The organism is Streptomyces sp. AM8-1-1 (assembly GCF_032229325.1).
Lineage (GTDB): Bacteria > Actinomycetota > Actinomycetes > Streptomycetales > Streptomycetaceae > Streptomyces > Streptomyces achmelvichensis.
This window is the reverse complement of sequence record NZ_CP135086.1, coordinates 2,982,056-3,003,370: the sequence shown is the minus strand read 5'-3', so window position 1 is coordinate 3,003,370 and position 21,315 is coordinate 2,982,056. Positions and strand designations below refer to the sequence as shown.

Annotated in this window: 18 protein-coding genes; 6 read left to right on the top strand and 12 right to left on the bottom strand. The window is 70.2% G+C overall.

The window, feature by feature from the left end; translation table 11 throughout:
* Positions 1 to 30 precede the first annotated feature (30 nt).
* Both RPQ07_RS13380 and RPQ07_RS13375 read right to left on the bottom strand, forming a co-directional pair.
* Positions 31 to 306 carry a hypothetical protein gene (locus tag RPQ07_RS13380; RefSeq protein WP_391840179.1) on the bottom strand — a complete coding sequence of 92 codons (276 nt, stop codon included), beginning with the start codon at positions 304 to 306 and terminating at the stop codon, positions 31 to 33.
* Positions 252 to 1,187, bottom strand: a complete 936-nt coding sequence (locus tag RPQ07_RS13375; protein ID WP_313944356.1) for an SPFH domain-containing protein — start codon at positions 1,185 to 1,187, stop codon at positions 252 to 254. The genes RPQ07_RS13380 and RPQ07_RS13375 overlap by 55 nt, the downstream gene beginning before the upstream one ends.
* A gap of 287 nt (positions 1,188 to 1,474) precedes the next feature.
* Here RPQ07_RS13375 and RPQ07_RS13370 point away from each other — a divergent pair, with 287 nt between their 5' ends.
* Positions 1,475 to 3,703: a transglycosylase domain-containing protein gene (locus RPQ07_RS13370; protein WP_313944355.1), complete on the top strand. Its 2,229-nt coding sequence runs from the start codon at positions 1,475 to 1,477 to the stop codon at positions 3,701 to 3,703.
* A gap of 75 nt (positions 3,704 to 3,778) precedes the next feature.
* On the opposite strand, the gene RPQ07_RS13365 is transcribed toward RPQ07_RS13370, so the two are convergent.
* From RPQ07_RS13365 to RPQ07_RS13350, 4 genes are all read right to left on the bottom strand, one after another.
* A complete protein-coding gene (locus tag RPQ07_RS13365) occupies positions 3,779 to 5,260 on the bottom strand; it encodes a catalase (protein WP_413777736.1) in 1,482 nt (493 codons plus the stop codon).
* A gap of 86 nt (positions 5,261 to 5,346) precedes the next feature.
* Positions 5,347 to 7,197 (bottom strand): SpoIIE family protein phosphatase, encoded by a 1,851-nt coding sequence (locus RPQ07_RS13360; RefSeq protein WP_313944353.1) that lies wholly within the window; start codon positions 7,195 to 7,197, stop codon positions 5,347 to 5,349.
* 309 nt (positions 7,198 to 7,506) lie between these two features.
* Positions 7,507 to 8,184, bottom strand: coding sequence for a DUF402 domain-containing protein (locus RPQ07_RS13355; protein WP_313944352.1), 678 nt, complete (start codon positions 8,182 to 8,184; stop codon positions 7,507 to 7,509).
* A gap of 68 nt (positions 8,185 to 8,252) precedes the next feature.
* Positions 8,253 to 9,647 carry a class II fumarate hydratase gene (locus tag RPQ07_RS13350; protein WP_313944351.1) on the bottom strand — a complete coding sequence of 465 codons (1,395 nt, stop codon included), beginning with the start codon at positions 9,645 to 9,647 and terminating at the stop codon, positions 8,253 to 8,255.
* Between the two features lie 135 nt (positions 9,648 to 9,782).
* Between RPQ07_RS13350 and RPQ07_RS13345 the strand changes: the two genes are divergently transcribed.
* Positions 9,783 to 11,339, top strand: coding sequence for a ricin-type beta-trefoil lectin domain protein (locus tag RPQ07_RS13345; protein ID WP_313944350.1), 1,557 nt, complete (start codon positions 9,783 to 9,785; stop codon positions 11,337 to 11,339).
* 82 nt (positions 11,340 to 11,421) lie between these two features.
* Here the strand turns inward: RPQ07_RS13345 and RPQ07_RS13340 are convergent, their stop codons facing one another.
* Positions 11,422 to 13,119: a fumarate hydratase gene (locus RPQ07_RS13340; protein ID WP_313944349.1), complete on the bottom strand. Its 1,698-nt coding sequence runs from the start codon at positions 13,117 to 13,119 to the stop codon at positions 11,422 to 11,424.
* Positions 13,120 to 13,372: 253 nt separating this feature from the next.
* Here RPQ07_RS13340 and RPQ07_RS13335 point away from each other — a divergent pair, with 253 nt between their 5' ends.
* A complete protein-coding gene (locus RPQ07_RS13335) occupies positions 13,373 to 14,032 on the top strand; it encodes a DUF1707 domain-containing protein (protein WP_313944348.1) in 660 nt (219 codons plus the stop codon).
* A 152-nt stretch (positions 14,033 to 14,184) separates the two neighbouring features.
* Positions 14,185 to 14,538, top strand: coding sequence for a WhiB family transcriptional regulator (locus RPQ07_RS13330; protein ID WP_313944347.1), 354 nt, complete (start codon positions 14,185 to 14,187; stop codon positions 14,536 to 14,538).
* 185 nt (positions 14,539 to 14,723) lie between these two features.
* Here RPQ07_RS13330 and glpX read toward each other — a convergent pair whose 3' ends face one another.
* Positions 14,724 to 15,755, bottom strand: coding sequence for a class II fructose-bisphosphatase (glpX, locus tag RPQ07_RS13325; protein ID WP_313944346.1), 1,032 nt, complete (start codon positions 15,753 to 15,755; stop codon positions 14,724 to 14,726).
* Positions 15,756 to 15,870: 115 nt separating this feature from the next.
* Here glpX and RPQ07_RS13320 point away from each other — a divergent pair, with 115 nt between their 5' ends.
* Complete coding sequence (locus RPQ07_RS13320; protein ID WP_413777735.1) at positions 15,871 to 16,425, top strand: DUF4245 domain-containing protein; 555 nt, start codon at positions 15,871 to 15,873, stop codon at positions 16,423 to 16,425.
* 138 nt (positions 16,426 to 16,563) lie between these two features.
* On the opposite strand, the gene RPQ07_RS13315 is transcribed toward RPQ07_RS13320, so the two are convergent.
* From RPQ07_RS13315 to RPQ07_RS13300, 4 genes are all read right to left on the bottom strand, one after another.
* A complete protein-coding gene (locus RPQ07_RS13315) occupies positions 16,564 to 17,154 on the bottom strand; it encodes a malonic semialdehyde reductase (RefSeq protein WP_313944344.1) in 591 nt (196 codons plus the stop codon).
* 126 nt (positions 17,155 to 17,280) lie between these two features.
* Entirely contained in the window at positions 17,281 to 17,520 is a 240-nt protein-coding gene (locus RPQ07_RS13310) for an exodeoxyribonuclease VII small subunit (RefSeq protein ID WP_313944343.1), read from the bottom strand.
* A gap of 29 nt (positions 17,521 to 17,549) precedes the next feature.
* Entirely contained in the window at positions 17,550 to 18,758 is a 1,209-nt protein-coding gene (xseA, locus tag RPQ07_RS13305; protein ID WP_313944342.1) for an exodeoxyribonuclease VII large subunit, read from the bottom strand.
* Between the two features lie 39 nt (positions 18,759 to 18,797).
* Entirely contained in the window at positions 18,798 to 20,222 is a 1,425-nt protein-coding gene (locus tag RPQ07_RS13300; RefSeq protein WP_413777834.1) for an APC family permease, read from the bottom strand.
* A 79-nt stretch (positions 20,223 to 20,301) separates the two neighbouring features.
* Here RPQ07_RS13300 and RPQ07_RS13295 point away from each other — a divergent pair, with 79 nt between their 5' ends.
* Positions 20,302 to 21,306, top strand: coding sequence for a 4-hydroxy-3-methylbut-2-enyl diphosphate reductase (locus tag RPQ07_RS13295; protein WP_384437415.1), 1,005 nt, complete (start codon positions 20,302 to 20,304; stop codon positions 21,304 to 21,306).
* Positions 21,307 to 21,315 lie beyond the last annotated feature (9 nt).

Sequence of the window (21,315 nt, the reverse complement as noted above, 5' to 3'; positions counted from 1 at the left end):
CGGTCGCGCGCGGGTCCGCTGTCCTTGTCCCTATTCCTGCTGCTCCTCCGGCCGGGTGGCCGGCGGGCGGCCCCTCTTCGGGATCGGGCGGGCCGTGGACGGCAGCCGGCCCGCGTCCGACAGTGCCCTGCGCAGCAGGAACTCGATCTGCGCGTTCGCGCTGCGCAGTTCGTCGGACGCCCACCGGGCCAGTGCCTCGTACACCGCCGGGTCCAGCCGCAGCAGCACCTGCTTCCGCTCGGGCGGGGGCGTCACTGGTAGAGCGTGCCCGTGTTGAGGACCGGCTGCACCGACCGGTCGCCGCACAGCACCACCATCAGGTTCGACACCATGGCCGCCTTGCGCTCCTGGTCCAGCTCCACGATCTCCTGCTCGGTCAGCCGGGCCAGCGCCGCCTCGACCATGCCGACCGCGCCGTCCACGATCTGCCGCCGTGCGGCGACCACCGCACCCGCCTGCTGGCGCTGGAGCATCGCGGACGCGATCTCGGGCGCGTAGGCGAGATGCGTGAAGCGGGACTCGATGATGTGCACACCCGCCGCGTCCACCCGGGCGCGCAGCTCCACCGCGAGCTTCTCGGTGATCTCCTCCGCGTTGCCGCGCAGCGACAGGTCCTCCTCGTCGTGCGCGTCGTAGGGGTACTCGATCGCGATGTGCCGCACGGCCGCCTCCGTCTGGGTGGAGACGAACTCCAGGAAGTCGTCCACCTCGAACATGGCCTGGGCGGTGTCCTCCACCTTCCAGACCACCACGGCCGCCAGTTCGATGGGGTTGCCGTAGGCGTCGTTGACCTTCAGGACCGCGGTCTCGTGGTTCCGTACGCGCGTCGAGATCTTGCTCCGCGAGGTGAGCGGATTGACCCAGCGCAGCCCGTCGGTGCGGATCGTGCCGCGGTAGCGCCCGAAGAGCTGGACGACCCGCGCCTCGCCAGGCGCCACCATGTTGAGCCCGCACATCGCGAAGAAGGCGGCGATCGCCACGACGACGCCGATCGTGATGAGGGCCACCTTCAGTGCGGTCGAGCCGGACGCGGAGCCGGCGATCACGAGCACGACCCCGGCCGCGAGCCCGAGCAGGCCGAGGAGCAGGGCGAGACCGCCGCCGATGCTGTGAGCAGGGACTTCCCGGACCTGCGGAGCAGGCATCTCGGGTACGTCGTCGGGTGTTGTCGATCCGGCGGCAGACATGTGCGCTCCCCGTTTCCCGGGCAGGGCAGCCCTGTCGGAGGCAGCCCTGCCAGCTAGCAAAGTGATAACACTTTATCGCCTGCCGCAACCCTCCGCACCCCTCGTGAGTCGGTTCCATGAGACGGGGTGCTGATTGTCACGTCCGGAAAAGGCCGGATCGGTAGCCGTTTGTCTGGGTGACCGGTGTTAGCTTTCTGAGCTGCTTCCGGTCGGAGCCCGGAAGGCACCACCCACCACCAGCACCAGGGCGACGACGGACAGAGACCGAAGAGCGGAGCGGACGAGCGATGGGTCGAGCGGAAGCGCGACAGGCCCGGCAGCGCGGAGCGCGCCGGGGGAACAGAGCCGGGCGGACGGGCATACGACGCTTCTTCACCTGGAGGAAGCTGCTGGGCACCTTCCTCGGCTTCTGCCTGCTCGTCCTGGGTGCGTTCTTCATCATCTATCTGCTCGTCCCCGTGCCCTCGGCCAACGCCCAGGCCGAGATGCAGAGCAACGTCTACAAGTACAGCGACGGCAAGGTCCTCACCCGCACCGGCAAGATCAACCGCGAGATCGTGCCGCTGGAGAAGATCCCGAAGAGCGTCCAGTACACCTTCGTCGCCGCGGAGAACAAGACGTTCTTCAAGGACTCCGGCATCGACTTCAAGGGCACCACCCGCGGTGTGCTCAACACCCTCCGGGGCAAGGGCAAGCAGGGTGGCTCGACCATCACGCAGCAGTACGTCAAGAACTACTACCTGAGCCAGGAACAGACGGTCACCCGCAAGCTCAAGGAGCTGGTGATCTCCCTCAAGGTGGACCAGAAGCAGGACAAGCACGAGATCCTCGCCGGGTACATCAACACCAGCTACTACGGCCGCAACGCCTACGGCATCCAGGCCGCCGCCCAGGCCTACTACGGTGTCGACGCCTCGAAACTGACCGTCAGCCAGGGCGCGTACCTCGCCGCCCTGCTCCAGGCCCCGAACCAGTACGACTGGGCGATCGCGTCGGACACCGGCAAGAAGCTGGTCACCCAGCGCTGGAACTACGTGCTGGACAACATGGTCGAGGAGGGCTGGCTGGAGAGCTCGGTCCGCCAGGGCCTGACGTTCCCCGTGCCCAAGCCCCCCAAGGCCGCTCCCGGCCTGGAGGTGGGCCAGACCGGGTACCTCGTCGACGCCGCCGAGGCCGAGATGGAGCGCATGGGCATCTCCGAGGAGGAGATCAAGGCCGGCGGCTGGACGATCACGCTCAACATCGACCGCAAGCGCCAGCAGGCCCTGGAGAAGGCCGTCGCCAAGCAGCTGGAGGCCAAGCTCGACCGCAAGGGCGACAAGGCCGACGCCACCGTCCAGGCGGGCGCCACCTCCGTCGACCCGAAGACCGGCAACGTCCTCGCGCTCTACGGCGGCGTCGGTGCCACCGAGCACTGGCTCTCCAACGCCACGCGCCGCGACTACCAGCCGGCGTCGACCTTCAAGCCCGTCGTCCTCGCCTCGGCCCTGGAGAACGGTTCCGAGACCCAGGACGGCCGCCCGATCGGCCTCCAGACCCGGTACGACGGCACCAGCAAGCGCCCGGTCGAGGGCAGCGACGTCGCCTTCGCGCCGGAGAACGAGGACGACAAGGACTACGGCCAGGTCAGCGTCCAGCGCGCCACCAACAGCTCGATCAACTCCGTCTTCGCGCAGATGATCGTCGACGTCGGCCCGCCCGAGGTGAAGAAGACCGCGCTCGACCTCGGTATGACGGACGGCGACGGCTGGCCCGAGCAGCCGGCGATGTCGCTCGGCACGATGGGCGCCTCCACCTGGGACATGGCCGCGGTCTACGCGAGTCTGGACGCTCACGGCAAGAAGATCACGCCGACGATCGTGAAGTCGGCCGAGCGCGAGGGCCGCGAGGCCGAGCGCAAGGTCGATCCGGTCGGCGGCCAGGTCATCAGCCGGGAGGCCGCGGACACCGTCACCGCCGCCATGACGGGCGTCGTCCGCAGCGGTTCGGGTGTGAACGCGGCCGGCGACTACCAGGCGGCCGGCAAGACGGGCACCTCGGAGAACAACCGCTCGGCGTGGTTCGTGGGCTACACCCCCGAGATCGTCACCGCCGTCGGCCTGTTCGGCGAGCAGTCCGACGGCACCGGCCAGGTCACCCTGACCAACACCGTCAACGAGGGACGCGCCAACGGCGGTGGAGTCCCGGCCAAGATCTGGAAGGCGTACACGACCGGTGCGCTCGGCGGCGGTTCGGACGCGCGGTTCGACCTCGACGTCGACGAGTCCGCGACGGCCGAGCCCACCCCCACACCGACGCCCACGCCGACCCCCTCGCCCACGGAGTCCGAGACGGACGAGCCCGACGACTCGCCGACCCCGACCCCGACGGAGTCGGAGACCGAGCCGCCGACGGGGGACCCGACCCCGACGCCGACCAAGTCGCCGTCCGGTCCGCCGAGCTTCACCCCGCCGCCCGACCCGGGTGACGGCGATCCGGGCGACCCGGACGAGCCGGGCCTCAACCTCAGGCCCTGACAGCGGCACTGTGCCCGCGGACCCGGATGCCGGGTGCCGCGGGCACTGTCGTGCGGGGATCGGTCCTGAAGTCGGTCAGCCGCCGTTCACCTGGTTGGCGATGCGGTCGCCGAGATTCTTGTCGATGTTGCGCCAGTACTGCAGCGCCCGCTGCTGGACCGGCTTGGTGACACCGCCGAGGAGATGGCCGCTGACGTTCGACGCCAGCCGCTCGCGGGCCGCGTCGTCGAGCACTTCACGGACCATCGTGCCCGCCTGGCCGAAGTCGTCGTCCTCACGGTGCGGCTTGTACGCCTCGCGCACCATCTCGCCCGCGGTGGCCCAGCCGGCGGGGTCGCCGAAGCGCTGGTAGTCGGCCGCGGGACCGCCGTACGAGTTCGGCGCGTACGGCATGGCCGCGTTCGACGGCACGTACCGCATCGGCCCGTCCTTGGCGTAGGAGTTCACGCCGGAGTGCGGACGGTTGGGCGGCAGCTGCGCGTAGTTCGGGCCGATCCGGTACCGGTGCGTGTCCGGGTAGGAGAACAGCCGGCCGAGCAGCATCTTGTCCGGCGACGGACCGATGCCCGGCACCATGTTGGACGGCTCGAACGCAGCCTGCTCGATGTGGATGAAGTAGTCGTCGGGGTTCTTGTTCAGCGTCATCCGTCCGACGTCGATCAGGGGGTAGTCGCCGTGCGGCCACACCTTGGTCAGGTCGAAGGGGTTGAAGCGGTAGTCGGGCGCGTCGTCGAAGGGCATGACCTGCACCTTCAGGGTCCACGACGGCGCGTCGCCCGACTTGATCGACTCGTACAGATCGCGGCGGTGCTTGTCCGCGTCCGACCCGGCCAGCTCGTCGGCCTCGGCCTGGGTCAGGTAGTCGATGCCCTGGTCGGTCTTGAAGTGGTACTTCACCCAGAACCGCTCGCCACCGGCGTTGATCCACATGAAGGTGTGCGAGCCGTAGCCGTTCATGTGCCGGTAGGTCTTGGGTACGCCCCGGTCGCCCATCAGCCAGGTCACCTGGTGCGCCGACTCGGGGGAGAGGGTCCAGAAGTCCCACTGCATGTCGTTGTTGCGCAGCCCGGTGACCGGGTGGCGCTTCTGGGACCGGATGAAGTCCTGGAACTTGATCGTGTCCCGTACGAAGAAGACCGGCGTGTTGTTGCCGACCAGGTCGTAGTTGCCGTGCTCGGTGTAGAACTTCAGCGCGAAGCCGCGGGGGTCGCGCCAGGTGTCGGGCGAGCCCTGTTCACCGGCGACGGTCGAGAAGCGGGCCAGCATCTCGGTGCGCTTGCCCGGCTGGAACATGTCCGCCCTGGTGAACTGGCTGACGTCATTGGTGACTTCGAAGAAGCCGTACGCCCCCGATCCCTTCGCATGGACCACTCGCTCCGGCACCCGTTCACGGTTGAACTGGGCCATTTTCTCGATGAGGTAGTGGTCCTGGAGCAGGATCGGGCCGTCGGCCCCGACGGTGAGCGAATGCTCGTCGCTCTCCACGGGGATGCCGACGTTGTTGGTCGTGTACGGAGTCGCGGGGGATGACTCGGTCACGAGCGTCCTCCCATTCATTGGGGAATGTGGTCGCTTCGGCCGTGTGCCCCACTTAACTCCGCAGATGCGATGTCGGCAACATTTGGACAGGGTCCAGATTTGGCCTACGTACGAGTGGGCAGCTCGAACCAGACGACCTTGCCGGTCGACAGCCGGGTCGCTCCCCACCGCCTGGCCAGCCGGTTCACCAGGAACAGCCCTCGTCCGCCCTCGTCCGTGTCCCGCGCCCGGCGCTGCCGCGGCAGCTGCGGGGAATCGTCCCCGACCTCGCACCGCAGGACGTCCGTCCGCAGCAGCCGCAGGGTCACCGGCCGCTCCGCGTACCGCACGGCATTGGTCACGACCTCGCTGACCAGCAGCTCCACCGAGTCGCTCAGCTCCTCCAGACCCCAACGGGCCAGGGCCCGGCGGGCGAGACGGCGGGCCCGGCTCGGTGCCGCGTCCTCCGGCTCCAGGAACCAGTAGGCGACGTCACTCGGCGCGATCCCGTCGAAACGGGCCGCGAGCAGCGCGATGTCGTCGTCCCGGTCGCCCGGGCCGAGCATGTCCAGCACGTCGTCGCAGAGCGCCTCCAGCGGCGGGGAGTGGTCCGGTCCGGTCAGCTGGGCGGTGGCGGCCAGCCGCTCCCGCAGCTGCTCGATCCCCGTCCACACGTCCCGCAGCCGGGACTCGACCAGGCCGTCCGTGTACAGCAGCAGCGTCGCTCCGGCCGGGGCGTCCAGCTCCACGGCCTCGAAGTCGACCCCGCCGACGCCGATCGGCGCCCCCGGCGGCACGCGCAGCACCTCGGCCCGCCCGCCCAGATGCAGCAGGATGGGCGGCGGGTGGCCCGCGTTCGCGATGGTGATGCGGTGCGAGACCGGGTCGTACACCGCGTACATGCAGGTCGCCATGCGGTCGGTGCCGAGCCGCTGGGCCTGCTCGTCGAGATGGTGCAGCACCTCCTGCGGCGGCAGATCGAGCCCTGCCAGCGTCTGGGCCGTGGTGCGCAGCTGTCCCATGATCGCGGCCGAGGTCATCGAGTGGCCCATGACGTCGCCCACGACGAGTGCCACCCGGCTGCCCGGCAGCGGGATCGCGTCGTACCAGTCACCGCCGACGCGGGCCGTCTCGGCCGCCGGCAGATAGCGCGAGGCGAGCCGGACGCCGGTCGGCTGGGGCAGCGAGTCCGGCAGCATCGTGCGCTGGAGCTCATCGGCGATGTACGCCTCGCGCCCGTACAGCACGGCCTTGTCGATGCCGAGCGCCGTGTGCGTCGCCAGCTGCGCGGCGACCAGCAGATCGTTCGGCTCGAAGGCCGGCCGGTCCGGCCGGCGCAGGAAGACGGCAGCACCGATCACCCGCCGCCGCCCGCGGAGCGGGGCGAGTATCGCCCGATGGCCGTTCGGCACGGTCCGGTCCGCGCCGAGCAGCTCGGGCAGGGCGGCCCTCGCCGCCGCGGAGTCGCCGAACACGGGCCGCACACCGCGCAGCACCTCGGACAGCGCCCCGCCGGAACGGACCTCGCACAGCTCGGCGGCCGGCGTGAGGTCGTTGTGCGGGTCGATCACGGGGATGGGCCCCGAGCTGCCCAGATCGGCGTCCTCTTCTGCTAAACGCAGCCGGTCCGTACGGCGCAGCCGCAACACGAACGGCGAGATGGGACGCTCGTCGCCGACCGGCAGCGGGTCCCGCAGATAGACCAGGATCGCGTCCGAGAACGTCGGCACCGTCGCCCGGCACAGTCCGAGGACGATCTCGTCGAGGTCGATGCCCCGTGCGATCCGCCGGGTCGCTGCTCCCACGAAACGCAGCCGGTCACCCTCGCGCCGGGCCGTGCCCGCCAGGTCCTGCGGCGGGCCGCTCGGCGAGGGAACGGCCGACGGACCGGTCGCCTCCGCCCGCGGCCGGGTGCGTTCCTGCGACCGGGCAGCCAAGGGCTGCCGGCCTTCGTGGGAGGTGGGCTGCTCCGTCACGCGTGGGCTTCCGTCCGTCCGGGCCGGTGGTGCGATGCATTCGCCTCTTGAGGCGGTATACCCGCTCTGCGGGTGGGGGCGACAGGGTGGCAGGCATCCGGCACAGCTCCACCCCCTGGTGATGATTCCGAGATGACTTACGGTCAGGTCAGGTGCTGCGCTCAACAGTTGCGGTAACGGCGCAGCCTTGCGGACGACGATCCTACGTTTGCCCCCAGGGGGCGCATCAAGAGTCTCACGAGGTCGTATGCGCCGGAGCGTGTTCCTGGACGGGAGTCAGTCACATCGCATCTGTGACTGCGGCCCTGTTCAGGACGTCAGCTGCACGGCCGCACGGGCCCAGTCCGCGGGCAGCTCCGGCACCCGCCAGGCGGGATCGGGGCGCCAGTGCTCCCAGCCGTCGGAGAACGGCGCTCCCCAGGCCCGTACGGCCCGCAGGGCCTCCTCGCCCGCCAGGCGCACCCGCTCGGCCTTCTCCGGGCCGATCAGGCCCACTCGCTGCGCCTGGTCGAACTCGTCCTCGTCGTGCCAGCGCCAACTCCGGTCGGGATCGACCGAGATGTCCAGAAAGTGATCCTCCGAGTCGATGCCGCCCGACCAGCGGGTGCGGGGCTCCTCGAGGTTCACGTACCAGTTCTTGAACCGCCAGCCAGGCTCCCAGAAGAGCCAGACCGACCACGGTTCGCCGGGTCTGGCCAGTTTCAGCACCCCGGTGCCGAACCAGTGGCCGCGGGTGACCGTGCGGGGAGCCGTGTAGCGGGTGGCGAGCGGCTCCTCGTGGACGGGAGTGCCGTTCGCGAGCACCGGCTTCACGCACTCCGTCCCCGGCGCGAGCCACACCGCGAGCGCCTCGTCGGTGTCCTGCACGACGGTCACCGGGCGGCAGATGTGGACGCCCTGACCCGTCAGATCCGGGGCATGGCCGCGATAGCGCCAGAGGATGTGGTCCCCGGGCGTCCAGCGTTCGATGCGTTCCGAGCCTTTCATGAGGAGATCTTAGGAGTACCGCCAGTGCGACGCCGCGACCCGGGTGGCGGGCGTGTGGCGGGCGGGCGTCAGGGCCGGGTCATCCGCAGCACGTCAAGGGCCTCGTCGAGCTGCTCCAGGGTCAGCGCTCCCCGCTCCACATAGCCGGATTCGAGCACGACCTCACGGATCGTCTTCCGCTGCGCGAGCGACTTCTTGGCGACCTTCGCGGCCTCCTCGTAGCCGATGTACTTGTTGAGCGGAGTGACCACGGAGGGCGAGGACTCGGCGTACTCACGGGCGCGCTCGACATGCGCGGTGACGCCGTCGACCGTGCGGTCCGCGAGCAGCCGGGCGGCGTTGCCGAGCAGCCGGACCGACTCCAGCAGGTTCTTGGCGATCACCGGGAGCATCACGTTCAGCTCGAAGTTCCCCGCGGCGCCGGCCACGGCGACCGTGGTGTCGTTGCCGGTGACCTGGGCGGCCACCATCAGGACGGCCTCCGGGATCACCGGATTGACCTTGCCCGGCATGATCGAGGAGCCGGGCTGGAGATCGGGCAGGCTGATCTCGGCGAGACCCGTGCGCGGTCCGCTCGCCATCCAGCGCAGATCGTTGCAGATCTTGGTGAGTGAGACGGCGATGGTGCGCAGCTGCCCGGAGGTCTCCACCAGGCCGTCGCGCGCTCCCTGCGCCTCGAAGTGGTCGCGGGCCTCGGTCAGCGGCAGTCCGGTGGAACGGGCCACCTCGGCGATGACGGCGGCCGGGAAGCCGGGCGGGGTGTTGATGCCGGTACCCACCGCCGTACCGCCGAGGGGGAGTTCGGCGAGCCGGGGCAGGGACGACTTCAGCCGCTCCACGCCGTACCGGATCTGCGCGGCATAGCCGCCGAACTCCTGGCCCAGCGTCACGGGTGTGGCGTCCATCAGGTGCGTACGCCCGGACTTGACCACGTCCGCGAACTCGGCCGACTTGCGCTCCAGCGCCTCCGCCAGGTGTTCCAGGGCCGGGATCAGGTCCCGGGTCACGGCGGCGGTGGCGGCGATGTGGATGGAGGAGGGGAAGACGTCGTTGGACGACTGCGAGGCGTTCACATGGTCGTTGGGGTGCACCGGCCGGCCGAGCCGCTCGGTGGCGAGGGTGGCGAGGACCTCGTTGGTGTTCATGTTGGACGACGTCCCGGAACCGGTCTGGAAGACGTCGACGGGGAAGTGCTGGTCCCAGCGGCCTTCCGCCATCTCGGCCGCGGCCTCCGCGATGGCCTGCGCCATGTCCTTGTCCAGGACGCCGAGTTCGGCGTTGACCCGCGCCGCGGCCGCTTTGATGTGCGCCAGGGCCTCGATGTGCGACCGTTCGAGCCGCTGCCCCGACACGGGGAAGTTCTCCACCGCGCGCTGGGTCTGGGCCCGCCACTTGGCGTGTGCGGGCACCCGCACCTCGCCCATGGAGTCGTGCTCGATGCGGTACTCGCTCGCGTCGGACATCGGTGTCCTACCTCCTGGCTCTGCCGTCCGGGTCCCGAACCCCCGAAAAACTTGAGCACTTGTCTTGTTCTGCCTATTCCCCATTGCGCTACCTGCCAGTAAATACCCGGAGCAACCACATACCGGGGAGGCGCAATGCTGCATCTGTTCGGGGGAAGATCCCCCTGCCCGCGCAGCACCACGCACAGACTCCGTCGTACCGTCGCGGTCACCGCCGCGCTCGCGGCCGGGCTCGGCGGACTGGCGGTCACCGCACCCGCGGCCACCGCCGGCCAGACCCGCACCACCGCATCCGTACCCCTCCCGCCCGAGCTGGAGGCCATCCGGGCGGCCGAGGCCGTCAAGCTGTACGGCACCCCCGCGGAGCGCCCGTTCGACGAGCGCAGGACCGGCCTGATCTCGCTGGGCGACAGCGAGATCTCCGGGGAGGGCGTCGGCACCTACGAGCCGGGCACCAACGGCCCCGACAACTGGTGCCATCGCTCGCCCGAGGCCGCCATCCACCGCACGGGCATCGCCGCGGACGTCACGTACAACGTCGCCTGCTCCGGAGCGGGCACCGGAAACATCCGGATCGGCGGCTCGAAGCAGCACGCCGACGAACTGGTCCAGAGCGACAACCTGGCCGTCAAGGCGCGCAACACCCGTATCAAGATGGTCCTGTTGGTCGCCGGGGCCAACGACGACCTGCAGTTCGGTCCGGTGATGACCGACTGCGTGATCCGCTTCGTGACCTTCCAGGGGCCCTGTGAGCCGAAGTACGCGCCCGGCTGGCAGGCGCGGGTCGACGGTCTCGTCCCCAAGGTCGAGCAGACCGTGCGCGACCTGCGCACGGTGATGCGCGACGCCGGGTACGCCGACGGCGACTACCAACTGGTCGTCATGGGCTACCCGAGCCCGATCGGCCCGGACTTCCGCGACAACCCGCAGTTCCCGGGCAAGCTGCTGTGCGGCGGAATGGGCTACGACTCCGACACCGTGTGGGGCCGCAACACCGCGGTCCCGGCCTTCGAACGCGGGATGCGCCAGGTGGCGCGCTCCACCGGAGCCGTCTATCTCGACAACTCCCGGCTCTTCCACGGCCACGAGGTCTGTATGCAGGAGCCCTGGGCACGCGGCCTCTACATCGACCTCAGCCTGCCCTTCCCGCCGGACTCCAACTCCGTGCGCCAGTCCTTCCACCCCAATGCGCGCGGCCATGCGGCCTTCGCCTCCTGCCTGACCCAGCTCTACAACTCGGGTCTGCGTGAGGCGAGTTGCGCACCGGCGGCATCGGGGCAGAACCCGGCCCTGTACGCGGGCGCCTGGGACGACGCCTTCAAGCCCCTGAAGAACGAGGGCACCGGGTCCTGCGCGGACGTCTCGGGCGCGGTCACCCGCAACGGCTCCGGAGTCGTCGGCTGGGACTGCCACGGCGGCCGCAACCAGGGCTGGTGGTTCGACGGAGCGCGCGGCTCGCTGCTCACGGAGCTGACGCAGGACCGCTGCGTGGACGTGCCACGGGGGCAGTACACACCGGGAGCGGCCCTGGTCCTGTGGGACTGCTCGGGTGCGGCGAACCAGCGCTTCGTCCGCACCGCGGGCACGCTGCGTCCCGCGGAGGCGCAGGGGCTGTGTGTGACGCACGCGGCCGCACGGGAGCCGTTGCGGCTGCAGCCGTGCTCGGGCGCCGCGACACAGCGCTTCAGCTGATCGCGGGCCCGGTCTGAGGGATCGGAGCAACTCCCGCTGCCCGCACCGTCCTTCGGGCGGTCCGGGCAGCGAGAGCGAGCCCTTACAGGCCGGGGCCGCGCACCGGGATGGAGGTGAACGTCGGCGCGGGAGCCGGCTCCGTGAAGAAGTCGTTGCCCTTGTCGTCGACCACGATGAAGGCCGGGAAGTCCTCCACCTCGATCTTCCAGACGGCTTCCATGCCGAGCTCCTCGTACTCGAGGACCTCGACCTTCTTGATGCAGTCCTGCGCGAGGCGTGCGGCCGGTCCGCCGATGGAGCCCAGGTAGAAGCCGCCGTGCGTGCCGCACGCGTCCGTCACCTGCTTCGAGCGGTTGCCCTTGGCCAGCATGACCTTGGAGCCGCCCGCCGCCTGGAACTGCTCGACGTAGCTGTCCATCCGGCCGGCCGTCGTCGGGCCGAAGGAGCCGGAGGCGTAGCCCTCGGGGGTCTTCGCCGGACCGGCGTAGTACACCGGGTGGTCCTTGAGGTACTGCGGCATGTCCTCGCCCGCGTCCAGCCGCTCCTTGATCTTGGCGTGCGCGATGTCGCGCGCCACGACCAGCGGGCCGGTCAGCGAGAGCCGGGTCTTGACCGGGTACTTGGTCAGCTCGGCGAGGACGTCGTCCATGGGCCGGTTGAGGTCGATCTCCACGACGTCACCCGCCTCGGCGGACTCGCCGAGGTGCTCGTCCGTCGTGTCCGGGAGGAAGCGCGCCGGGTCGGTCTCCAGCTGCTCCAGGAACACACCCTCCGCCGTGATCTTCGCGGTGGCCTGGCGGTCCGCCGAGCAGGAGACGGCGATCGCGACGGGCAGCGACGCGCCGTGGCGGGGGAGCCGGACGACCCGCACGTCGTGGCAGAAGTACTTGCCGCCGAACTGCGCGCCGATGCCGATCTTCTGCGTGAGCTCGAAGACCTTCTCCTCCAGCTCCTTGTCACGGAAGCCGTGCCCCGTGGGGGAGCCCTCCGCCGGCAGCTCGTCGAGGTAGTGGGCGGAGGCGTACTTGGCGGTCTTCAGCGCGAACTCGGCGCTGGTGCCGCCGACGACGATGGCCAGGTGGTACGGCGGGCACGCGGCCGTGCCCAGCGAACGGATCTTCTCCTCCAGGAACTTCATCATGGAGGCCTCGTTCAGGACGGCCTTGGTCTCCTGGTAGAGGAACGACTTGTTGGCGGAACCGCCGCCCTTGGCCATGAAGAGGAACTTGTACGCGCCGCCGTCGGTCGCGTACAGCTCGATCTGGGCCGGCAGGTTGGACCCGGTGTTCTTCTCCTCCCACATGGTGAGCGGAGCCATCTGCGAGTACCGCAGGTTGAGCTTGGTGTACGCGTCGAAGATGCCGTGGGAGAGGGCTTCCTCGTCGCCGCCCTCGGTGAGGACGTTCTGGCCGCGCTTGCCCATCACGATGGCCGTACCGGTGTCCTGGCACATGGGCAGCACGCCGGCGGCGGCGATGTTCGCGTTCTTCAGCAGGTCGAGCGCGACGAACTTGTCGTTGGAGGAGGCCTCCGGGTCGTCCACGATCCGGCGCAGCTGGGCGAGGTGGGCGGGCCGCAGGTAGTGCGAGATGTCGTGCATGGCCTCGGCGGCGAGCGTGCGCAGCGCCTCGGGCTCGACCTTGAGGAAGGTACGACCGTCGGCCTCGAAGGTGGAGACGCCCTCGGCGGTCACCAGCCGGTAGGGCGTGGTGTCCTCTCCCAGCGGGAGCAGATCGGAGTACGCGAACGCAGGGCTCGGTGGGCGGGAGACAGAGGGCATTACGGCCATTCCTCACTCGGCAGACAGCAGCGCCGCCTCCGTTGGCGGCGCGCTCCCAGCGTAGAACGGCCCTCGGGCCCCGAGCTTGTGAGGTAAGGCTCACCCGGCGCCCGGGCGCCTCGCGACGCGGATCGCACGTACCAGACCTTCCCCCTGCGCCCTGCGGGCGTGGGGGGACCCCCACTCACCGATCCGGCCTGATCCACACGACAGGCCCTAGTCGCGATCTATCGCGTTTCGCTAGGCTGGTTCCGTGGACCTCGAAAAGCAGCCCCAGAAGCCCGTCGTCCCCGCGGAGCCCGGCGCGGGGATCCGCGCGTCCGACGCCGACCGGGACCGGATCGCCGACATCCTCCGGGACGCCCTGGCGGAGGGCCGGCTGGACGCCGAGGAGCATGCCGAGCGGATCGACGCCGCCTACCGGGCCAAGACCGTCGGCGAACTCGAACCGCTGGTCCAGGACCTGCCCGCGACCCGCAGGAGCGGCGAGTCCGGTGCGTACGCCTACGGGCCGGAGGCGCCCGCCGGGCCCGCCGAGAACCTGATCGCCGTCTTCTCCAGCTCCGTGCGCAAGGGTCGCTGGCGCGTCGGTCGCCGCACCAACGCCTTCTCGCTCTTCGGGAGCATCGAGATCGACCTCACCGAGGCCCTGTTCGAGCAGCGGCTCACGGTGATCAACGCGACGGCCATCTTCGGCAACGTCGAGGTGCGGGTACCCGAGAACATCTCGCTGCGCGGCAGCGGCACCGGTTTCTTCGGCAACTTCGAGGTGCTCACCCTGGAGTCGGCCGACCCCGAGGCGCCCGTGGTCGTCGTCAACGGGTACACGGTTTTCGGCAATGTCGAAGCCAAGCCGAAACGCGGCCGGCGGGTCTCCGACCTCCACGATCGCCTGCGGAAACACTTCCGCTGACGTCCGCCCTCATGGGCGGTTTTCGGCCACGCACGCCGGTGCGCCGTTCCGCGCCTCCTCAGCGCGGTACCACGCAGTGAATAGGAGTGCGTACAGCGGGTAGGGAGTGCTGCATCGTCTCTCGCTCGCGAAGCCGTCGTCAGGAGTAGACCGTGCTGCAGCTGCCTTACCAGTCCTTGCAGGTCACCGCCGTTCCGGCCCAGCGAGCACCCGCCAGGTCGGATCAGGACGGTCCCTGGCACGCGGAGGCGGTGTGCCGTCGGGACGAGGCCGGGCTGTTCTTCGCCCCCTCGAAGGAACCGACCGCCGCGCGGCTGTCGCGCGAGGAAGCCGCGAAGCGGGTCTGCGCCCGCTGTCCGGTGATGGTCGAGTGCCGGGAGCACGCGCTGCTCCAGCCCGAGCCGTACGGCGTGTGGGGCGGCCTCACCGCGGCGGAGCGCCGGGTGGTGCTGGCCAGGCGCAGGCGGCGCGAGGTCGAGGTCAAGAAGTCGCAGTCCGCGGCCTGAGACGACGCGGACAGACGCAGGACAGACGAAAAGGGGCGCCCCCGCACATGGGGCGCCCCTTTCGTGTCCGCTCTGCCGTACCGCCGCTCCGTCGTACCGCCGCGGTGTGCCGCGCGACCGGTTCAGGCCCGCGGCGCATCCTCACCGCGCCGGGCGCACCGCGTTCGGGCCGACTGCGCTGCGGCTCACTGCGCCCGGTCGAAGTCCACCTGGCTGTACGCGCGCAGCTTCGAGAGCCGGTGCGTGGAGTCGATCTGGCGGATCGTGCCGGACTTGGAGCGCATCACCAGGGACTGCGTCGTGGCCGTCTCCGAGCGGTAGCGCACGCCGCGCAGCAGTTCGCCGTCGGTGATACCGGTGGCGACGAAGAAGACGTTGTCCCCGCTGACCAGGTCGGTGGTGTGCAGCACCCGGTCCAGGTCGTGGCCCGCGTCGAGCGCCCGCTGCCGCTCGGCGTCGTCCTTCGGCCACAGCTTGCCCTGGATCGTGCCGCCGAGGCACTTGATCGCACAGGCCGAGATGATGCCCTCGGGGGTGCCGCCGATGCCCATGAGCATGTCGACGCCGGTGCCCTCGCGAACGGCCATCACCGAGCCGGCGACATCGCCGTCCGAGATGAACTTGATCCGGGCGCCGGTCTCGCGGATCTCCTTGACGATGCCCTCGTGGCGGGGGCGGTCCAGGATGACGACCGTGACGTCCTCGGGCGCGGAGTGCTTCGCCTTGGCGACGCGGCGGATGTTCACCGAGACGGGCGCGTTGATGTCCACGAAGTCCGCGGCCTCGGGGCCGGTGACCAGCTTGTCCATGTAGAAGACCGCGGACGGGTCGAACATGGTGCCGCGGTCGGCGGCGGCGAGTACGGCGATGGCGTTGGGCATGCCCTTGGCGTTGAGCGTGGTGCCGTCGATCGGGTCGACGGCGATGTCGACCTCGGCACCGGTCCCGTCGCCGACGCGCTCTCCGTTGAAGAGCATGGGGGCTTCGTCCTTCTCGCCCTCACCGATGACGACGATGCCGTTCATCGAGACGGTGGAGACGAGGGTCCGCATGGCCTTGACGGCCGCTCCGTCGGCACCGATCTTGTCGCCGCGGCCGACCCACCTGCCCGCGGCCATGGCGGCGGCCTCGGTGACCCGGACGAGCTCCAGGGCCAGGTTGCGGTCGGGAGCCTCGGGAGAGACCTCGAGCTGGGACGGCAGACTGTTGTCGGTCATCGGAGCGCACCTTTCTGTACGACGACGGCCGGAATAGAGGGTGCTGCGACTCTATCGGTACGTCGACAAAATGAGCAGTGGGGGCCACGTTTGAGCACGCACCCTTGATGCGACCATGGGGGGCGTGGCAGGTATGCGAGGCAGACAGACGGTGCGCGACATGGTGCTGTCGATGGCGGTGATCGGAGCCGTCGTCGCGGTGATCTATGTGTTCATTCCGCACGACGACAAAGCGGATCCGGTCAAGGCGGTCGACTACCGGGTCGAATTGCTGACGGCACGGCGAGCGGCACCCTATCCGGTGGCCGCGCCCCAGGGCCTGCCGAAGGAGTGGAAGCCGACCTCGGTGACGTACGCGCGGACCTCCGCCGACGCCTGGCACCTCGGGTTCCTCGACCCGGACGGCGAGTACGTCGCGGTGGAGCAGTCGACCGAGCCCGCCCGCAAGTACGTGGCGAAGGTCAGCCAGCGCGCCGAGCGGACCGAGAAGACCCAGCAGGTGAACGGCGTGACCTGGCAGCGCTGGGAGGGTGCGAAGTACGACGCCCTGGTGCGCGAGGACAAGGGCTCGACGACCGTGGTGACCGGAACGGCGTCCATGGCGCGGCTGGCGGAGATGGCCGCGGCACTGGAGGCCGAGAAGGCGCCGGCGCCGTCCGCGACGCCCTGAGGCGGAAGCTGCCGCGCGGGACCCCCGATTTCCCGCGGCACGGCCTCTGACGGTGGACCCGTCCTGAGGGGGAGACAGACATGCCGAAGGCCGCCGCACCCTCGAGGGTGCGGCGGCCTTCGGCTGCGCCCTGTGCGGTCAGACGGTCGTCACGACGTCCTCGTACGCCAGCCGCGGCGAGCGCGGGAAGCTCGCGTTCTCGCCGGGCTTGCCGATGTTCACGACCATCAGCGGCGTGTGGTCGCCGTCCAGGAACTCCTTCTGGACGCCCGCCGGGTCGAAGCCCGTCATGGGGCCGGCGGCCAGACCGGCGGCGCGGACGCCGACGATGAAGTACGCGGCCTGGAGGGCGGCGTTGAGACCGGCTGCCTGCTCACGGACCGGGCGCTCGGAGAAGAAGGCGTCCTTGGCCTGCGGGAAGTGCGGGAACAGGGTCGGCAGCTCCTCGTGGAACTCGTTGTCCGCGGCGAGGATCGCGACGAGCGGGGCGGTGGCGGTCTTCGGCCGGTTGCCCTCGGACATGTGGTCCACCAGGCGCTCGCGGGCCTCTTCGGAGCGGACCAGGACGACACGCAGCGGGCTCTGGTTGAAGGCCGTGGGGCCGAACTTGACCAGGTCGTAGATCGCCTGGATCTGCTCCTCGGTCACCGGCTCGTCGGTGAACGTGTTGGCCGTGCGGGCCTCACGGAACAGCAGATCCTGGGCGGCGGAGTCGAGAACGAGAGTCATGCTGGTCGAACCTTCCGGTGGTGCAGGGTGTGCTCGGTACGCGGGGGTCAACCCTGCCCCGGTTGATTAAATTTCAACTACATGGCGATCGTGATCCGACTCACACTCCGCACGCCGCTGACCTGCTCAGTCGTCGGATTCGGCGGTGCCGTCCCCGTCCTCGCCTCCGGACAGAGCCGCGTCCAGACGGGCGCGGGCGCCCTCCAGCCAGTGGCGGCAGACCTTGGCCAGCTCCTCGCCGCGCTCCCACAGCGCCAGCGACTCCTCGAGCGTCGTACCGCCGGCCTCCAGGCGGCGCACGACCTCGATCAGCTCGTCCCGCGCCTGCTCGTAGCCGAGCGTGCTCTCTTCCGTCTTGGCTGCCATGCCGCCCACCCTATTCGCCCCGTTCGTACTCACTCGGACACCCGTACCGCGAACTCGCCCTCGAAGACCCGCGCCCGCAGTTCCTCGCCCGCCGCCACATCGTCCGGCGAGCTGACGACCGCCCCGTCCGTGCGCTGGAGCACCGCGTACCCGCGCTCCATGGTCGCCGCCGGCGACAGCGACAGCACCCGCGCGCGGGTGTGCGACAGCTCGGACTCCGCGCGGTCCAGCAGATGCCCGAGCACCCGCCGGCTGCGGGCGACCAGCGCGTCCACCTCGGCTTCGCGTTCCTCCACCATCCGCTGCGGATGCTCCATCACCGGACGGGCCAGCGCGTGCGCCAGACCCCGTTCCTCGCGGTCGAGCACGGCCTGCACCGTCCGCAGCGCGCGGTCCCGCAGATGCCGCACCCGCTCCAGCTCCTCGCCGACGTCCGGTACGACCTTCTTCGCCGCGTCCGTCGGCGTGGACGCCCGCAGGTCCGCCACCAGGTCCAGCAGCGGCGAGTCCGGCTCGTGGCCGATCGCCGACACCACCGGCGTACGGCACTCGGAGACGGCGCGCACCAGCTGCTCGTCCGAGAACGGCAGCAGGTCCTCCACGCTGCCGCCGCCGCGCGCCACGATGATCACGTCCACGTCCGGGAGGCCGTCCAGCTCCTTGACCGCCTGGACCACCTGGGAGACCGCGTGCACGCCCTGCACGGCCACATTGCGCACCTCGAAGCGGACCGCCGGCCAGCGACGGCGGGCGTTCTCCAGGACGTCGCGCTCCGCCGCGGACGCCCGGCCGACCACCAGGCCCACCCGGTGCGGCAGAAACGGCAGCGGCCGCTTGCGCTCCAGAGCGAACAGCCCCTCGGCGCCCAGCGTCCGCTTCAGCTGCTCCAGCCGCGCCAGCAGCTCGCCGATGCCCACCGGCCGTATCTCCACGGCACGCAGCGACAGCTGCCCGCGCGGTGCGTACCACTCGGGCTTGGCGTGGACCACGACCCGGGCGCCCTCCGCCACGACGTCCGCGACGGCGTCGAAGACCTGCCGGAAGCAGGTCACGCTCACCGAGATGTCGTACGAGGGATCACGCAGGGTCAGAAAGACGACCCCCGCGCCCGGCCGCCGCGACAGCTGGGTGATCTGCCCCTCCACCCAGACCGCGCCGAGCCGGTCGATCCACCCGCCGATCAGCCGGGACACCTCACCGACCGGCAGGGGCGCGTCCGCTGACGTGTTGAGAGCCATACGGGCGAGCGTATCGGCCGCGTACGACAACACCTCCCGTCATGGCCGACGGCGGGACTCCACGCCGGGCAAGGGCGTGCGCGGGCGCCTCCACTGGACCGCCAGCACCACCAGCCCCACCCCCAGCCAGACGGCGCCCACCAGTTGCGCCGAGCCGGCCGCCTCGGCGATCACCAGCAGCAGCACGGCGGTGCCGACCACCGGCACCACCACATGCCGCAGCCAGTCCGGGCGGCCCTCCGCCCGGCGCACCACGAACCAGCCGACGACACTCGCGTGCAGCAGCACGAACGCCGTGAGCGCCCCGATGTCGACCACCGACACCAGCTGATCCAGGCCGTCGTCGAGCCGTGCCGCCCACACCGCGGCGGCCATCGTCACCGCGGCCGCCAGCAGCAGGGCGACCCGCGGCACGCCCGCGTCGGTGCGCGACAGGATGTGCGGCAGCCGCCGGTCCCGGCCCATCGCGAACAGCAGCCGGCCCGCCGCCGCCTGCGCTGCCAGTGCCGCGAACGCCGCTCCGATCGCCTTGCTCAGCGCCACCAGATCGTGCAGCCAGGTGCCCACCGAGGCGTCCACCGCGTCGTAGAACGCCGAGCCCTGCGCCGCCGGATCGGCGGCCAGTTCGGCCGACGACACCGGTTCCAGCAGTGCGGCGAGATAGGTCTGCGCCACGAACAGGAAACCCGCGAGGCCCAGGCAGATCAGCACCGCCCTGGCCACCTTCCGCGATCCGCCGGTGACCTCCTCCGCGAACGAGGCGATCGCGTCGAACCCCAGATACGACAGCACCGCGACCGAGACCGCGCTGAGCACCGCCGTCATCGAGAAGCCCGCGTCCCCGGTGAACGGCGACAGCCAGCCGCGCTGCGCTCCGTCCCGGGCGAGCACCACCACCGCGGACACCGCGAAGACCAGCAGGACGACGATCTCCATCGCCAGCACCGCGAAGCCCACCCGGGCCGCCGCCCGTACACCCCACAGATTCAGGAGCGTGGTCACCACGACCGCGATCCCCGTCCACACCCACCGGTCCACCTCCGGGATCAGGGCCTCCAGCGCGATCCCCGAGAAGAGATAGGCGACCGCCGGGATCAGCAGATAGTCGAGCATCGCCATCCACCCGGCGACGAAGCCCGGCCCCTCGCCGAGCCCCTTGCGGGCGTAGGTGAAGACCGAACCGGCCTGCGGGGCGACCCGCACCATCTGCGCGTAACTCGATGCGGTGAACGCCATGGCGATCGTGGCCACGACATAGACGAGCGCCACCGCGCCGTCCGACTTCGCGTCCAGGGTGCCGAAGATCCCGACGGGTGCCATGGGCGCGATGAACAGCAGCCCGTAGACCATGAGGTCACGGAATCCGAGACTGCGCCGCAGACCTGAGCCCGCGTCGCCCTTGCCGTCGCTGCCGTCCGGACCGCTGCTCCCGCCGCCCGGCCGGGACATGTCCGCCGCGGCCATCCCGCCCTCCGTCCGTCGCGTACCGTTCATCAGTCTTCCCCCGGGCGGTGATCTCCCGCCTCTTCTGGGCGGCCTTACGATGGGGGGCATGACTGCTACGCCTCCTGCCCGCCGCGTCCTCCTCGCCGCTCCTCGTGGCTACTGCGCGGGCGTGGACCGCGCCGTGATCGCTGTTGAGAAGGCCCTTGAGCAGTACGGCTCGCCGATCTACGTCCGCCACGAGATCGTCCACAACAAGTACGTCGTGCAGACCCTCGAGAAGAAGGGCGCGATCTTCGTCGAGGAGACGGCCGAGGTTCCCGAGGGATCGATCGTCATGTTCTCCGCGCACGGCGTCGCCCCGGTCGTCCACGACGAGGCGGCGGAACGCAAGCTCGCCACCATCGACGCGACCTGCCCGCTGGTCACCAAGGTCCACAAGGAAGCGGTCCGCTTCGCGAACGACGACTACGACATCCTGCTCATCGGCCACGACGGCCACGAGGAGGTCATCGGCACCTCCGGCGAGGCCCCCGACCACATCACCCTGGTCGACGGCCCGGACGATGTCGCGAACGTCGAGGTGCGCGACGAGTCCAAGGTCGTCTGGCTCTCCCAGACCACGCTGTCCGTCGACGAGACGATGGAGACGGTGGACAAGCTGAAGGAGAAGTTCCCGCAGCTGATCTCCCCGCCCAGCGACGACATCTGCTACGCGACGCAGAACCGTCAGATCGCCGTCAAGCAGATGGGCGCCGAGGCCGACCTGGTCATCGTGGTCGGCTCGAAGAACTCCTCGAACTCCGTCCGGCTCGTCGAGGTGGCCCTCGGCGCCGGCGCACGCGACGCGCACCTGGTCGACTTCGCCGACGAGATCGACGAGGCCTGGCTGGAGGGCGTCGCCACCGTCGGCGTCACCTCGGGCGCGTCCGTGCCCGACGTGCTGGTCGAGGGCGTGCTGGAGTGGCTGTCGCAGCGCGGCTTCGAGGACGTCGAGATCGTGAAGGCGGCCGAGGAGTCCATCACCTTCTCGCTGCCCAAGGAACTGCGGCGCGATCTGCGCGCGGAGGCCGCGAAGCTGGCGGGTCGGGCGTCCGGGGAGTAACCGACGGGC